The following is a 15,243-nucleotide window of genomic DNA, read 5'->3' as shown; positions in this document are numbered from 1 at the left end:
GAAGGCGTTGCACATCGCGAAGGATGCCGGAGCGATTCCGCAACCATGTCGATATCGATCGCTGGCCGGCTTTTTAAGGCAAACGAAGAGGACTTCTAGGCAAACGCCCAGCCGGAGCTGGGCGTTTGCGGTAGAAAAGCCCAGCCCGTTATGGGCTGGGGAAACGACGCTGACGGGAGAGTGCGTCAGTAGTCGTACGACACCGAGAACATCGCGTAGCGCGGCTGGGTGAAGAACGCGCCCATGTTGTAGGTGTTGGACAGGGTGAACGGGCTGTCTTCCCAGGTGGAATCGACCTGCAGCGGCTTGCGCTCGTTGAAGATGTTGAAGGCCTGCAGGGTCATGGCGAGCTTGTTGTCGGCGAACGCCGGGCGATAGGTCAGGCCCAGGTCGACGATCTTGGTCCACGGCAGCCGGCCGGCATCGCCCGGACGCGACGGCCGGCCGTTGCAGGTGTGGTAAGAGGAGCCATAGCCCACCGGATCGCCAGCATCGGAATCTTCGCTGATGCCGTTGATGCTGACATACCCCAGGCAGGACTTCGGCGTGCCTGACAGCACGCGGATATTGCCTGCGATCAGCCATTCGGGCGCGATCTGGTAAGAGCCGTAGATCTTGATCTGATGGCGACGATCGTTGGCCAGGTAGCCACCCGAGTACCACATCAGCGCAGCGGCATCCCAGTCCTGGGTCTTGGAGACATCGGTCTGGCCGATATCGGATTTGATCTGGCCTTCGGTATTGCCGAAATTACGCGACCAGGTGTAATCGATGCGACCTTCCCACTTGCCGTCGAACGGATGCTGCAGGAACAGGTCCACTGCCAGATAGGTGCGCTTGGCTTCCTTGTCGAAGCCCCAATCCGAGGGCGACATCGACACCGAGGTGCGGCCGGACCCATCGAGGTTGGCCAGGCTGAAGGAGTTGGTTTCGCCGGGATTGAAGATGATGCAGCCGGGTACGTTGACGGTGCTCGGGTCGATACCCGATGCAGTCAATTTGGTGCGCATCCGGTCGGCATCGCAGACGTCGTCGATGGTGGCGCCGAGCGTGCGGTAGGTGGCCTTGGCACCGGTGACCCAACTCTCGCCCAGGGTCTTGTCGAAGCCGAGCATGAACTCGTCCTGGTACATCGACTTCAGGTCGGTGGCGGCGATGCCGGCGGCATCCGGTGCCTGACCGCATTCCAGATTGGAGGAGACGACGTTGCCCGAACAGGAGAATCCGGCGGATGGATCGACCGCGACCGGCGTCAGCCCGGTCGGGCTGCCCTGCGCATCAATGCCGGTGTAGGTGAAGTATTCGCGCGTAAACGTGGACGGTGATGCGCCACGGATGGCCACGCTGTTAGGCAACGCCAGGTAGTAGCGACCGGCGTTGCCGTAGACCTTGAGCGAGGAGTCGCCGAACACGTCCCAGCTCAGCCCCAAGCGCGGCGCCCACTGATCGCCACTGGTCACGTAAGGCACGCCCGCGTCGTTGAAGTTGGTGAACTTGTCGTTGCGGATACCCAGCGTCAGCAGCATCTTGTCGTTGACCTGCCATTTGTCTTCAAGGAAGTAGGCCTTTTGCTCGACCGACATACTGGTCGCGGTATTGAACACGGAGCGATAGGCGTAGTAGCCATTGCCACCGGCCGGACCCACGCCCAGTGCAGCGCTGATGGGCGAGGTGGGGCGCGAAGAGCGTCCATAGATCCAGCGGAAGCCCGGGCCGGTGGTGATGACACCTTCGTTATTGGCGTTGAAATACATGTTGTCCACACCTGCAGTGAGGGTGTGACTGCCCAACACATATTCCAGGTCGATGCGCAGACCGCGCGTCTTGTTTTCACCATCGCGCGCCTGGCTGGAGGTCTGGTTGTTGCGGATCTCGCTGCCACCGGTGATGGCCGGGTCCTGCAGATTGGTGTTAGTCAGCAGCGGTGCGGTGCTGGGGTTGTTGCGGAAATCGGTCTGACGGCTCTTGCCGTAGGTGGCGCTCAAGGTGAGATCGTCGGTGATGTAGCTGGTGTACTTGCCGATGTAATAGCGGTCGTTGACCTTGACCGTATCGGCGAATGCGCCGTTGGCGTCGCCGTTGACGCCCTGGTATCCGTTGAAATCGCTGTAAGCACCGCCATCGCGCGAATTATTCTTGACGCCGGTCAGTTCGAGGATGTTGCTGTCATTGATGTTCCAGTCGATCTTTGCGTAGACCTTCGGCTCATCGGTGCGGTAATTGTTGCGGCCGATCACCGGGTCGTCCCTGCGTGCGGTGGAAACGCCTTCGGTGCGTTCCTGCTCTGCGGCGACAAAGACGAACAGGCGGTCTTCGATCAGCGGGCCGCCGCCATAAACGCTATAGACCGTATTCCAAAAGGTGTCGTCCTTTCGGCTACGGTAAAGAGTGCCGGGCAGGCTGTCGTCGCTGTATTCATAGCCGGTAGGTGGGGCGGCATCCGGGTAGAAGACATTTTTGTAGTCGCTGGACAGCGACTTCGGACGCCATAGCACCTGTGCGCCGAAGTGCCATTCGTTGGTGCCGCGCTTGCCGACCTGGCTGAGCACGCCGCCTGCGGAGCGGCCATACCGGGCGCTGTAGCCCCCGGTATAGGTTTCCTGCTGGTCGATAGCGCCGAACGGCAAGGTGACACCACCGATGTTGGAAAGCGGGTTGGAGCTGAGATAGCCGTTAAGGTAATAGGCGTTTTCGGTCACGCCGGCGCCGCCGAAGGAAATCGCATTGCCGAAATAGCCGCTGCCCTGCACGGCCCCTGGCGACAGCAGTGCAATGGCTTCGCCAGAGCGCGCCAGCGGCAAACGCTGCAACTGTTCGGCAGTAATCACGGTGCGCGAGGCGGTGGCGGACACATCCACCGGCGAGATGTTCTTGCCGGTCACGGTGATCGTGCCCAGGGTGGCGGTGTCGCCCGCGGCACCGCCGCCGAAGGACACATCGGTGCCTGCGCCGACGCGCAGGGCGATGTTCTTGCGCGTCTCTACAGATTGTCCGTCGCGTTGCAAGGTGACCGTATAAGTGCCGACCGGAAGATTGCCGATCGCGTAGCGCCCGTTGGCATCGACGATCGCGGTTCGGGCAAAACCGGTATCGCTTTGTGCCGTGACGGTTGCACCGGCGGCAGCGGGTGCACTGCCGTAAATACCCGCAGTGGTGCTTTGTGCGGCGGCAGTGCCCGACGCCAGCACGCCGACGGCGCCGCTCAGCGCAATCGCAAGCACGCTGATGCGGGCATAGCGCGCCCGCGATGCTGGGTGGAGGGTGCGCTTTGAAGCAACGTTGCCGGACATCGTCTCTCTCCAGAGGAGCGCCATCACGAATATGACGGTGCGCTGACAACCGATGCTAGAGAGCTGTAGAGGTTGCTTAAAGAATGTTTTCTCTAAATTTCATGTTTTTTTAAGCACAAATATACAAATTCGCCTATTCATGCTGGCCGGACGTGACTTTGGGCACTTGTAAGTCACCACGTTATAAGTTTTAAACGAAACTTGATTGCCGGTATGAAAGGCGATGAGGCACCGCTTTGCGATGGGCTGCGGAAACGACACTGCCCTCCGAAGAGGGCAGTGAGCGGCGCGCGGCAGGACGAGATTTGCCTCTTCAGCGGCCCAACTCGAACGTCACGTCCAGGTTGATCGACAAGGTGCTCTCGCCCGGGGCGACCTGGGTGTCCATCTCGGCCTTGGCCGAGCGCATCGAGGCGGCCATCATCATCGGACGCACGCCGCCGCCACTGCGGCCTTCGGAGATGCTGACGATGCGGCGTACCTTCAGGCCGAGCGACTTGGCATAGGTGTCGGCGCGGGCCTGGGCCTTCTTCAGCGCGGCCACGCGGGCCTCGTCGTAGGCCGGTTCGGGCTGGTCGACCGAGAAGCTGGGGCCGTTGATGTCGTTGGCGCCCTGGGCGACCAATGCATCCAGCACCTTGCCCAGGCGCGAGATGTCGCGGACCTTGAGGCTGACCGTGTTGCTGGCCTGGTAGCCGTTGATCTTGGGCGCTTCGTTTTCCTTGTAGGTGTACTGCGGGCTGAGGTTGATGCCGGTGGTCTGCACGTCCTTGTCGGCGATGCCGGCGGCCTTGATCGCGGCCATGACCTTGCTCATCTGGTCGGCGTTCTGGCGCATGGCGGCGTTGCCGTCGGCGGCCTGGGTGACCACGCCGGCCGACAGCGTGGCGATGTCCGGTATGCGCTTGGCGTCCGCTTCGGCCGACACGTTGAGCAGGGTGCCGTCGTTGGGAATGGTGTAGCTCGGAGCGGTCTGGGCGTGGGCGGTCATGGCGGTTCCGGCAGCGATGGACAGGGCCAGCAACAACGGTTTGAGGGTGGTACGCATGAGATCTCCTTGTCTGTAGGGGAAGCGTGTTGCCGGTTCGATGAACATGTTGTGAGTCGAACGCGCCCACTGCCGCCCGGATCGGCAAGCGGGCGGGGAGGGGCAACAGGTATGCTGGACGGATGCTCTATCTCGCCTCCCGGTCGCCGCGCCGGCAAGAACTGCTGCAACGCTTGGATGTGCCTTTCCAGACCCTGCAACTGGACGTGCCCGAACTGCGCGCGCCCGACGAATCGCCTGCGCAATACGTGCAGCGCGTGGCGCTGGACAAGGCGCGTGCCGGCCTGGCGCAGGTGCAGGCCAGCGACCCCGATGCGATCGTGCTCGGCTCCGATACCGAGGTGGTGCTGGGCGAGCGGGTATTCGGCAAGCCGGTCGATGCGGACGATGCGATCGCCATGCTGAGCCTGCTGTCCGGGCGTACCCACCAGGTACTCACGGCCGTGGTTCTAGTCTGCGCGCAACGCGCCCCGGTGCAGACGCTGGTGGTGTCGGAGGTGACCTTCGCGCCACTCGATGCTGCGCAGATCGCCGCGTACGTGGCGTGCGGCGAGCCGATGGGCAAGGCCGGCGCGTATGCGATCCAAGGCCGCGCCGAACGTTTTATCAGCCATCTGTCCGGCAGCTATTCCGGCGTGATGGGATTGCCGCTGTTTCACACCTCGCAGTTGCTCACAGCCCTCGGAGCGCATTGATGTCGGAAGAGATCTTGGTCAACGTCACCCCGCGCGAAACCCGCGTCGCGGTGATCGAGAACGGCATGCTGCAGGAGCTGCATATCGAGCGCGGCTGGCGCCGGGGCGTGGTCGGCAATATCTACAAGGGCAAGGTGCAACGGGTGATGCCGGGCATGCAGGCGGCATTTGTCGAGCTGGGCCTGGAGCGCGCCGCGTTCCTGCACGCCAACGACGTGGTGCGCCCGGCGCCGGCACCGGCCAGCGTGGTCGATACCGAGGAGACCCCGATCCCGCCGCCGCCGGCGGCTGCGGTGCCGATCGTGGAACTGCTGCGCGACGGCCAGGAGATCGTGGTGCAGGTGGTCAAGGACCCGATCGGCACCAAGGGCGCGCGGCTGACCACGCAGATCAGTATTCCTTCGCGCTACCTGGTGCTGCTGCCGCAATCCAAGATCGTCGGGGTGTCGGCGCGGATCGAGGACGAGGCCGAGCGGTTGCGTCTGAAGACCATCGTCAGCGAGGTCTCGGCCCAGCACGGCGGCTTTGGCTACATCATCCGCACCAACGCCGAAGGCCAGCCGGCCGAGGCGCTGGCCGAGGACATCGCCTACCTGTCGCGGGTCTGGAACGTGGTCGAGCGGCGCGGCCGCGAGGCGCCGCCGTGCAGCATCATCTACGAAGACCTGAGCCTGCCGTTGCGTGCGGTGCGCGATCTGATCCGCCGCGACGTGGAAAAGGTCAAGGTCGACTCCAACGAGACCTTCGTGCAGTTGCAGGCCTTCGTGGCCAAGTACATGCCGGTGCTGGCCGAGCGGCTGGAGCTGTATACCGGCGACCGGCCGATCTTCGACCTGTACGGGGTCGAGGACGAGATCGGGCGCGCGCTGAACAAGCAGGTGCCGCTCAAGTCCGGCGGCTACCTGGTGATCGACCAGACCGAGGCGATGACCACCATCGACGTCAACACCGGTTCGTTCGTCGGCCAGCGCAATCTCGAGGAGACCGTGTTCCGCACCAACCTGGAGGCCGCGCAGGCGGTGGCGCGGCAGCTGCGGCTGCGCAATCTGGGCGGCATCATCATCATCGACTTCATCGACATGGACGATGCCGAACACCGCCGCCAGGTGCTGCGCACGCTGGAGAAAGCGCTGGCGCGCGATCACGCCAAGACCACCGTGTACGAATTCTCGCCGCTGGGCCTGGTCGAGATGACCCGCAAGCGCACCGTCGAGAGCCTGGAGCGGCAGCTGTCGGAAACCTGCGGCCAGTGCAGCGGGCGCGGCACCATCAAGACCGCCGAAACGGTGACCTACGAGATCTTCCGCGAGATCACCCGCGCGGTGCGCCAGTTCGATGCGGCGCGGCTGCTGGTGATCGCCTCGTCGAAGGTGGTCGCCCGCATCACCGACGAAGAGTCGGCCGCGGTGGCCGAGCTGGAGGAATTCCTCGGCAAGAGCATCCGCTTCCAGTCCGACGACCAGTATCTGCAGGAGCAGTTCGATGTGGTGCTGCTGTGAGTCCGGGATTGGGGAGTCGGGATTCGGGATTGGTCAACGCCGGCTCTGGTAGCGTGGCTTGGTCCGATAATGGCGCTTGACGGCACCGTGCGCGGCTTTGCTTTGACCAATCCCCAATCTCCAATGCCCAATCCCCGCCCCTGATGCCCACCCCGCTGCGCCGCCGTCTCCGTCTGTTTCGCCGCTATGCGATCACTGCCACCGCGCTTGCGCTGGTGGCGATCGCGTTGCTGGTGGGTGCGGCCAGCCAGGCGTTGCCGTTGGCCGAGCAGCGGCCGCAGCAGATCGCCGCATGGCTGAGCGAACGCGCCGGCCAGCCGATCGCGTTCGATCGCCTGCAGACCGAATGGACCCGGCGCGGGCCGTTGCTGCGACTGGATGGCTTGCGGATCGGCCCACATGGCGATGTACGCGTGGGCCAGGCCGAAATCCTGCTGGCGATGTACGCCGGCCTGTTGCCCGGCCATTCGCTGACCGAGGTGCGTCTGCGTGGCCTGGCGCTGACGCTGCAACGTAGCGACGATGGCGTCTGGTCGGTGCAGGGTCTGCCGGCCGGGCGGCGTTCGGACCCGCTGGAAGCGTTGCGCCGGCTCGGCGAGATCCAGGTGGCCGAGGCGCGCCTGCGCGTGGCCGCGCCGTCGATCGGCGTGGACACCACGCTGCCGCGCATCGACCTGCGCCTGCGCGTCAACGGCTCGACGGTGAAGGTCGGCAGCCGCGCCTGGATCGACCTGCAGCGCGCACCGCTGACCACGGTGATCGCGTTCGATCGCGACAGCGGCGACGGCAGCGCCTATGCACAAGCCGACCCGGCCGATCTGGCCGCCTGGGCGGCGTTGCTGCAGTTCGGCGGCATGCGCGTGGATGGCGGCGGCGGACGCCTGCAGGCCTGGGCGCAGTTGCGCGCGCGCCGGATCACCGCAGTCACTGTGGATGCCGATCTGCAACAGCTGCGATTGTCCGGCGCGGCATTGCCCGAGCAGACCGCACGCCGCACGTTGGTGTGGGAGCGGCTGCAGGCGCGCGCGCGCTGGCAGACCATCGACGGCGGCTGGCGCATGGATGCGCCGCTGCTGCGCTTGGGCCAGGCGGCCAGGCTGCAGCGGCTGGACGGGCTGAGCGTTGCCGGCGGGCGCCGTTATGCGGTGGTGGGCAACCACCTCGATGTCTCGGGCCTGATCGCGGCGGCCGCCTTGAGCGAGCAACTGTCGCCTGGCCTGCGGCGCTGGCTGAGCCTGTCCCGGCCGCAGTTGCGCCTGGCCGATCTGCAGATCGCCGGCGAGCAGGGCGGAGCGGTGCGCGCGCAGGGCCGGATCGAGGAACTGGGCTTTCTGCCGGTGGGCAACGCGCCGGGCATCAGCGGCCTGCGCGGCCGGATCGATGGCGACGCGCAGGCGATCCAGCTCGATCCCGCAGCGGATGCCACGCTGCGCTTCGACTGGCCGACCGGTTTCGGGGTGGTGCACGAGTTGCAGCTGGCCGGCAGCATCGTGGGCTGGCGCGACGGCGCCGGCTGGCAGGTCGCCACGCCGGCGTTGCGCGTGCAGGCCAAGGACTATGGCGCCAGCGTGCGCGGCGGGCTGTGGTTCCAGAACGATGGCAGCCGCCCGCGCATCCAGCTGGCCACACAACTGGACGATGTCGCCCTGCCGGTGGCGCGCAAGTTCTGGATCCGCTCCAAGATGAGCAAGGCGGCCATCGACTGGCTGGACACGGCGGTTGCCGGTGGCGTGATCACCGGCGGCACCGGCCTGGTCAGCGGCGATCTGGACGACTGGCCGTTCGACAACAACGACGGCCGGTTCGAGGCGTTCGGCCAGATCCGCGACGGCGTGATCCCGTTCAATCCGGACTGGCCGGCGATGGAGCAGGTGCAGGCCGATCTGCGCTTCATCGGCAACGGATTTTCCCTGCAGGGCAAGGGCGAGCTGGCCGGTGCGCCGATCGCGTCGCTGGAGGCGGGCATTCCCAGCTTCGCCACCTCCGAGCTGTACGTGCGCGCCTCCACCCGGGCCGATGCCGCGCAGCTGCTGGGCATGCTGCGCAAGAGCCCGCTGGAGCAGCGCTATGGCGATACCTTGCGCAACCTCACGGTGTCCGGCCCGGCAGCGGTGAGCTTCGACCTGCTGCGTCCCCTGCGCACCGGCGGTGTGGGCGGCCATCTGCAAGGCACGGTCGCGCTGCAGGGCGCCAGGCTGGGCGATGCACGCTGGAACCTGGCTTTCGACCAGGTCAGCGGACAGGCCGAGTACCGCGACAGCGGCTTTGCCGCCGAGCGCCTGAGCGTGCAGCACCAGGGCCGCGGCGGCGAGTTGTCGTTGCGTGCCGGTGGCTTCGTGCAGGACCCCAAGCAGGCCTTCGAGGCGCGCTTTGGCGCCACCCTGGATGCGAAAGAGCTGTTCGACCGCGCGCCGCAGATGGAATGGTTGCGCCCCTACGTGCATGGCAGCGCACCGTGGCAGGTGGGCGTGGACGTGCCGCTGACCTCGCCGGGGCAGGCCGACGCGCAGGCGTTGCTGACACTGCGCTCGCAGCTGGTCGGCACCACCCTGGATCTGCCCGCACCCTTGGACAAGGCGGCCACGCAGCCATTGGACACGCAGGTCAGGGTGGCCTTGCCGGTGGGCGATGGCGACATCGACGTGGCCTTCGGCAAGCTGGTTGCGCTCAAGGCCAGCAGCCAGGGCAACCAGACCGGCGTGCGCGTGGTCATGGGTACCGACACGGTCACCGAGCGGCCGCCCGCCAACGGCCTGGTGGTCACCGGCCGCACTGCCTCGCTGGATGCGATCGACTGGATCAGCCTGGCGCGCGGCAGCACCGAGCCGGACATGCCGCCGCTGCCGGGCCAGCCGGCAGCACCGAAGCAGGACGCCGTGCCATTGCAGCAGGTGGATGTGCAGGCCGACCGGTTGCTGATGATCGGCGGCGTGTTCCCGCAGACGCGCCTGCGCTTGCGGCCGACCCGTGACGCGGTGGCGGTGACCCTGGACGGCCCGTCGCTGGCCGGCCAGCTCAGCGTGCCCAATGCCGATGGCGCTGCAGTGCAGGGCAAGCTGAGCACGGTGCACTGGCAGCCGGTGGCCGCACCGGCCGAGCCGGCCGCGCCCGAGCCGGGCGATCCGTTGGCCGGTGCCTTGCCGGAACCGGCGCGCCGCGCGGTGGCCGAGTTCGACCCGGTCTCGATCCCGCCGCTGTCGCTGGACATCGACGACCTGCAGGTCGGCAAGATGACCCTGGGCACGGCCACCCTGCGCAGCAGCCGGCTGACCGACGGCATGCAGGTGGACCAACTGCAACTGCGCTCCAACGACCAGAACATCGGCCTGACCGGTGCCTGGCGCGGCAAGGGCGACTCCGCCAGCACCCGGCTGTCGGCACGGGTGGACAGCCGCAATCTCGGCAACCTGCTGCAGAACCTCACCCTGGGCGGCCAGCTGCGCGGGGGCGAAGGCCAGCTGGAACTCAATGCCGGCTGGCAGGGCTCGCCGACCGGGTTTGCGCTCGGTTCGCTGGATGGCGATCTCAAGATCGACGTGCGCAACGGCCAGCTGCTGGAAGTGGACCCCGGCGCCGGTCGCGTGCTCGGCCTGCTCAGCGTGGCGCAGCTGCCGCGCCGGCTGATGTTCGACTTCCGCGATTTCTTCTCAAAGGGGCTGGCCTTCAACAAGCTGGACGGCCAGGTGCGCTTCGGCGAGGGCTTCGCGCGCACCGATGCGATCCGCATCGAAGGCCCGGCCGCCGACATCGCCATCCGGGGGCAGACCGACCTGCGCGCGCAGACCTTCGACCAGACCGTGGACGTGAACCCCAAGGCCGGCAATCTGCTCACCGTGGTTGGCGCGGTGGCCGGCGGCCCGGTCGGAGCGGCGGTGGGCGCGGCCGCCAATGCGGTGCTCGGCAAACCGCTCGGGGCGATCGGCGCCAAGACCTATCACGTCACCGGGCCGTGGAAGGATCCGCAGGTGGACGTGGTGGAGCGCGAAGTGCGCGAGCGGGCGCCCGGCAAGCCGCCGGCAGAAGGCGCGCCCACGGCAACGCCAGGCGCGCCCGGTCGGTCGCCACGCTGACGCGTCCGGTTGCGGGCGCGCTGGCGAGTGTTGCTGCTGAGTCGTCGCGGGCGCTCAGGCCTTGCGGCAAGTCGATCGAACGCGGCACCCGCGTCAGCGGGCACGTCCGGTGCGCCGATGCAGCGATGCACTCAGTCGAGCGGACTGTCGCCGTCGCTGTCGGCGCGCACGAACATCGGCAGACGCAGGCGCGAACGGTGGCCCTGCACCGGCGCCTGATCGGCACCGGCGACGCCACGGAAATAGCCGCGTTGCCATTTCTCGCGCGCGGCGACCGACTGCGCATCCGGCAGTTCCTGCAGAAACTGCGTGCGGCTGCGGGTCCAGTCGGCATGCTGCTGCGCCAGTTGCGGCGCCTCGGACAAGGGCTTCCACTGCGGCTGCACCCGTTCGATCAGCTGGCGCGGCAGCGGGAACAGATGGCAGAACGGCTCGCCGGCCTCGAAGCGCACTTGCCCGGGCCGGGTGAACTTCCAGTTCATGGTGAAGGTGTACGGGCTCCAGTCGGTTTCGACCATGCCGCTCAGCGCGCCGATACCGTCCTTGGGCCGGTTCAATGGCCCGGTGACAAACAGATCCATGCCGGCATCGGTGCGAAACAGGCAGGGCACGTGGAAGGTCAGCACGCCGTAGCCGAAGTGACTGATGGCCGGTGACGCGGCGCCGGCATCGGCGCTGATCCGGATCGCATCCAGGCTGTCGCGCCCGTCCCAGCTGGCCTCGAAACCGGCCTGGCACAGCAGCTCCCAGCCATGCGCATTGGCGATCGCCAGCGGCAGGCAGCGGTAGGCATAGCGCTGGTCGGTGGCGTCCATCCAGTCGCGCTCGTGCGGGGCGGGGCGGATGTCCAGCGTATGGCCATCCAGGACGTGGGCAGTGAGCTTCATGCGCGGGTGTCGGCGTGGCGATGGGCCCGCGATGATAGCCGTGCCGCATGTTCAGCCGAACGACTTGTCTCCCCGGCGCGCGGGCCCCATCCTGACTGCATGACCGATAACGCTCTCACTCTGGCCGAAACCCGGCTGTTGCTTCCTTCCGGCCTGGACACCGGCCATCTCGACCGCACCTTCGGCGCCCTGCTGGGCCCGGGCATCGACTTCGGCGACCTGTACTTCCAGCATTCGCGACGCGAGAGCTGGAGCGTGGAAGACGGCATCGTCAAGGACGGTGCGCATTCCATCGAACAGGGCGTGGGTGTGCGCGCGATTGCCGGCGAGAAGACCGGCTTCGCCTATTCCGATGACATCCAGCGCGATGCCTTGCTGGAGGCGGCGCAGTCCGCACGCGCAATCTCGCGCGAGGGTGGTGCGCAATCCACCCGCTCGCTGGTGCGCGGCAACGGCCGTGCGCTGTACCCGGCCACCGACCCGATCGACGACATGGACAGCGCGACCAAGGTCGATCTGCTGCGCCGTATCGACCAATACGTGCGCGCCGCCGACCCGCGCGTCAAGCAGGTGATGGTGAGCCTGTCCGGCGGGGTGGACACGGTGCTGATCGCGCGCAGCGACGGCGTGCTCGCCGCCGACGTGCGCCCGCTGGTGCGCCTGAACGTGCAGGTGATCGTCGAGCAGGGCGGGCGGCGCGAGTCCGGTTACTCCGGCGGTGGCGGCCGTTACGGCTATGCCGAACTGTTCGCAGATGGCCGCCCGGAAGGCTTCGCCCGCGAAGCGCTGCGTCAGGCGCTGGTCAATCTGGATGCGATTCCGGCTCCGGCCGGCGTGATGCCCGTGGTGCTCGGCCCGGGCTGGCCCGGCGTGCTGCTACACGAGGCGGTGGGGCATGGCCTGGAAGGCGATTTCAACCGCAAGGGCACCAGCGTCTACGCCGGCCGCATCGGCGAGCGCGTGGCCTCGCCGGGCGTGACCATCGTCGATGACGGCACCCTGGATGGCCGCCGCGGCTCGCTCAATATCGACGACGAGGGCACGTCCACCCAGTGCACCACGCTGATCGAAGATGGCGTGCTGGTCGGCTACATGCAGGACACCCACAACGCGCGCCTGATGGGCGTGGCGCCGACCGGCAACGGCCGGCGCGAATCGTTCGCGCACCTGACCATGCCGCGCATGACCAATACCTACATGCGCGCCGGCCAGCACGATCCGCAGGAAATGATCCGCTCGGTGAAAAAGGGCATTTACGCGGTCAACTTCGGCGGCGGCCAGGTCGACATCACCAGTGGCAAGTACGTGTTCTCGGCCACCGAGGCCTACCTGATCGAAGACGGCAAGGTCACCGCGCCGGTCAAGGGCGCCACGCTGATCGGCAACGGCCCGGAGACCATGCAGAAGGTGCGCATGATCGGCAACGACCTGGCGCTGGACGAAGGCGTGGGCGTGTGCGGCAAGGACGGGCAGAGCGTGCCGGTCGGCGTCGGTCAGCCGTCGCTGCTGATCGACGGCATCACCGTTGGTGGAACGCAGGCCTGAGATGCGGGGATTCGGGAATCGGGATTCGGGATTCGCAACAGCGGGGACTGCGGGGTGTGGTGGGTTCCGCTTGGGTGGATCCGGGAGCCGGGATCTGGGATTGGAAACGGCCGGGATGGCCGTTGCGGGGCTGGATGGATCGGGCGGAGCCTTATTCGTCGGCGTCCGACGCCGATTCGTCGTCTTCCAATCCCGATTCCCCACTCTCCAATCCCTGCTCCTGAGACAGCTCGCGCAGCACCTGGAACAGCTCGCGGTAGGCGCGCGGCGGTTTGTTCTTGGCCCGCTCGTGGATGGCGTTGCGCACCAGCTGGCGCAGTTGTTGACGGTCGGCGGCCGGGTAGGTTTCCAGCAGTTCGGCCAGCGCCACGTCGCCTTCGGCGAGCAGGCGCTCGCGCCAGCGCTCGACGCGGTGGATCGCGGCCACTTCGCGGCGCGCGGTATCGCTGTTGGCATCCAGCGCATCGCGGATCGCGGCCAGCGTTTCGTCGTCCTCGCGGCGCATGTGCTTGGCCAGAAACGCCAGCTGGCGCTTGTGCGCGATATGCGAGGTGATGCGCTTGCTCTCCTCGATATGCGGGATCAGCGATTCGGGCACCGGCAACTTGGCCAGCTGCGCCGGAGTGAGCGCCACCAGCTTTTCGCCCAGGTCGAAGATTTCCAGCGCCTCGCGCCGCTGCTGGCTGCGGCTGGCGCCGCGGAATTCACCGGTGTCTTCGTCGCGTCCGCGCATTGCCATCCATCCGAAACAAGAAGTTATTCATCATTGAGACTAGGATAAAGCATTGAACGCACTCTCCTCCGAAACACGTGTTCAGGACGACAGCCTGCAGCGCCTGGATGCGCTCACCGACATCGCGCAGCGCCTGCTCGAGCGCGCCCGTGCCGCCGGCGCCACCCAGGCCGAAGTGAGCTGCAGCGAGGAGCGCGGGCTGGACGTCAACGTGCGCCTGGGTGATGTGGAGACGGTGGAATCCACCCGCGACCGCGGCATTGCGGTCACCGTGTACTTCGGCAAGCGCAAGGGCAGCGCCAGTACCGCCGATCTGCAGGATTCCAGCCTGGAATCGACCGTTGCCCAGGCCTGCGCGATCGCCCGTTACACCGAGGACGATGTCGCTGCCGGCCTGGCCGATCCGGAACTGATGGCGCGCGACTTCCCCGAGCTGGACAGCTGGCACCCCTGGGCGCTGGACGCCGACACCGCGGTGGACCTGGCGCTGGCCTGCGAGAGCGCCGGGCGCGATGCCGATGCGCGGATCAGCAACTCCGACGGAGCCTCGGCCAGCACCGGGCTCAGCCTGTCGGTCTACGCCAACTCGCATGGTTTCATCGGCCGCGAGCGCGGCACCCATCATTCGATCAGCTGTGCGCTGATTGCCGGCCAGGGCGACGGCATGCAGCGCGATGGCTGGTACAGCAGCGCGCTGGCACGCGAAGACCTGGAGGCGCCGGAAGCGATCGGCCGCCATGCCGCCGAACGCACCCTGGCGCGGCTGCAGCCACGCTCGCTGCCGACCGGCCAGCTGCCGGTGCTGTTCGCGCCGGAAGTGGCGCGCTCGCTGGTCGGGCATCTGCTCGGCGCGGTCTCCGGCGGCGCGCTGTATCGCCGCGCCAGCTTCCTGCTCGACAGTGTCGGCAGCAAACTGTTTCCGGACTGGTTCAACATCGAAGAACTGCCGCACCTGCGCCGCGGCCTGCGCTCGGCCGCCTTCGATGGCGAAGGCGTGGCGACGCGGCGTTCGGCATTGATCAGCGACGGCGTGCTGCAGCGCTATGTGCTGGGCAGCTACTCCGCACGCAAGCTGGGCCTGCAGACCACCGCCAACGCCGGCGGCGTGCACAACCTGCAGGTCACCGCCAACGCCGGCGACCTGGCTTCGCTGGTTGCCGGCATGTCGCGCGGCCTGCTGGTCACCGAGCTGATGGGTAACGGCGTCAATCCGGTGACCGGCGATTATTCGCGCGGCGCCGGTGGCTTCTGGATCGAGAACGGCGTGATCGCCTATCCGGTCGACGGCCTGACCATCGCCGGCAATCTGCGCGAGATGTTCGCCGGCATCGAGGCGGTCGGCAGCGATGTCGATCCGCGCTCGCACGTCAAGATCGGCTCGGTGCTGGTCAACCGCATGACGGTGGCAGGCGATAGCTGAGCGCGGCTGAGCAGGGCTGCTGCGCCAACTGCACAGCGCCCGGCGCGCGCGCGTCT

9 protein-coding genes are annotated in these 15,243 nt (G+C 66.9%); 5 read left to right on the top strand and 4 right to left on the bottom strand.

Going from position 1 to position 15,243, the window contains the following annotated elements; genetic code table 11:
* Positions 1-185: 185 nt before the first annotated feature.
* Positions 186-3,290, bottom strand: a complete 3,105-nt coding sequence (locus tag AC1PLS_RS13670) for a TonB-dependent receptor (protein ID WP_104568232.1) — start codon at positions 3,288-3,290, stop codon at positions 186-188.
* A gap of 313 nt (positions 3,291-3,603) precedes the next feature.
* Positions 3,604-4,338: an SIMPL domain-containing protein gene (locus AC1PLS_RS13665; protein WP_016903753.1), complete on the bottom strand. Its 735-nt coding sequence runs from the start codon at positions 4,336-4,338 to the stop codon at positions 3,604-3,606.
* A 122-nt stretch (positions 4,339-4,460) separates the two neighbouring features.
* Between AC1PLS_RS13665 and AC1PLS_RS13660 the strand changes: the two genes are divergently transcribed.
* The 3 genes from AC1PLS_RS13660 to AC1PLS_RS13650 all read left to right on the top strand — a co-directional run bounded on the left by AC1PLS_RS13660 (position 4,461) and on the right by AC1PLS_RS13650 (position 10,602).
* A complete protein-coding gene (locus AC1PLS_RS13660) occupies positions 4,461-5,033 on the top strand; it encodes a Maf-like protein (protein WP_184378693.1) in 573 nt (190 codons plus the stop codon).
* Complete coding sequence (rng, locus tag AC1PLS_RS13655; RefSeq protein WP_016903751.1) at positions 5,033-6,532, top strand: ribonuclease G; 1,500 nt, start codon at positions 5,033-5,035, stop codon at positions 6,530-6,532. The genes AC1PLS_RS13660 and rng overlap by 1 nt, the downstream gene beginning before the upstream one ends.
* A gap of 143 nt (positions 6,533-6,675) precedes the next feature.
* Positions 6,676-10,602, top strand: a complete 3,927-nt coding sequence (locus AC1PLS_RS13650) for a YhdP family protein (protein ID WP_184378691.1) — start codon at positions 6,676-6,678, stop codon at positions 10,600-10,602.
* Positions 10,603-10,733: 131 nt separating this feature from the next.
* Here the strand turns inward: AC1PLS_RS13650 and AC1PLS_RS13645 are convergent, their stop codons facing one another.
* Positions 10,734-11,489: a DUF6065 family protein gene (locus tag AC1PLS_RS13645; protein WP_184378689.1), complete on the bottom strand. Its 756-nt coding sequence runs from the start codon at positions 11,487-11,489 to the stop codon at positions 10,734-10,736.
* Between the two features lie 99 nt (positions 11,490-11,588).
* On the opposite strand from AC1PLS_RS13645, the gene tldD reads away from it, so the two are divergent.
* Positions 11,589-13,034, top strand: coding sequence for a metalloprotease TldD (gene tldD / locus AC1PLS_RS13640; protein ID WP_024940782.1), 1,446 nt, complete (start codon positions 11,589-11,591; stop codon positions 13,032-13,034).
* Between the two features lie 151 nt (positions 13,035-13,185).
* Here tldD and yjgA read toward each other — a convergent pair whose 3' ends face one another.
* A complete protein-coding gene (gene yjgA, locus AC1PLS_RS13635; protein WP_039526393.1) occupies positions 13,186-13,767 on the bottom strand; it encodes a ribosome biogenesis factor YjgA in 582 nt (193 codons plus the stop codon).
* Between the two features lie 52 nt (positions 13,768-13,819).
* Between yjgA and pmbA the strand changes: the two genes are divergently transcribed.
* Positions 13,820-15,187, top strand: coding sequence for a metalloprotease PmbA (pmbA, locus tag AC1PLS_RS13630; protein ID WP_065032483.1), 1,368 nt, complete (start codon positions 13,820-13,822; stop codon positions 15,185-15,187).
* Positions 15,188-15,243 lie beyond the last annotated feature (56 nt).

This window comes from Xanthomonas sp. NCPPB 3218, from assembly GCF_056725185.1.
This window is presented reverse-complemented; position numbering and strand designations above follow the sequence as displayed.

What these genes read in the sequence shown, in the direction of transcription:
- tldD (WP_024940782.1), top strand. Translation starts at nt 11,589, where the DNA reads ATGACCGATAACGCTCTCACTCTGGCCGAAACCCGGCTGTTGCTTCCT.
- yjgA (WP_039526393.1), bottom strand. Translation starts at nt 13,767, where the DNA reads ATGCGCGGACGCGACGAAGACACCGGTGAATTCCGCGGCGCCAGCCGC.
- rng (WP_016903751.1), top strand. Translation starts at nt 5,033, where the DNA reads ATGTCGGAAGAGATCTTGGTCAACGTCACCCCGCGCGAAACCCGCGTC.
- AC1PLS_RS13665 (WP_016903753.1), bottom strand. Translation starts at nt 4,338, where the DNA reads ATGCGTACCACCCTCAAACCGTTGTTGCTGGCCCTGTCCATCGCTGCC.
- AC1PLS_RS13670 (WP_104568232.1), bottom strand. Translation starts at nt 3,290, where the DNA reads ATGTCCGGCAACGTTGCTTCAAAGCGCACCCTCCACCCAGCATCGCGG.
- AC1PLS_RS13650 (WP_184378691.1), top strand. Translation starts at nt 6,676, where the DNA reads ATGCCCACCCCGCTGCGCCGCCGTCTCCGTCTGTTTCGCCGCTATGCG.
- AC1PLS_RS13645 (WP_184378689.1), bottom strand. Translation starts at nt 11,489, where the DNA reads ATGAAGCTCACTGCCCACGTCCTGGATGGCCATACGCTGGACATCCGC.
- AC1PLS_RS13660 (WP_184378693.1), top strand. Translation starts at nt 4,461, where the DNA reads ATGCTCTATCTCGCCTCCCGGTCGCCGCGCCGGCAAGAACTGCTGCAA.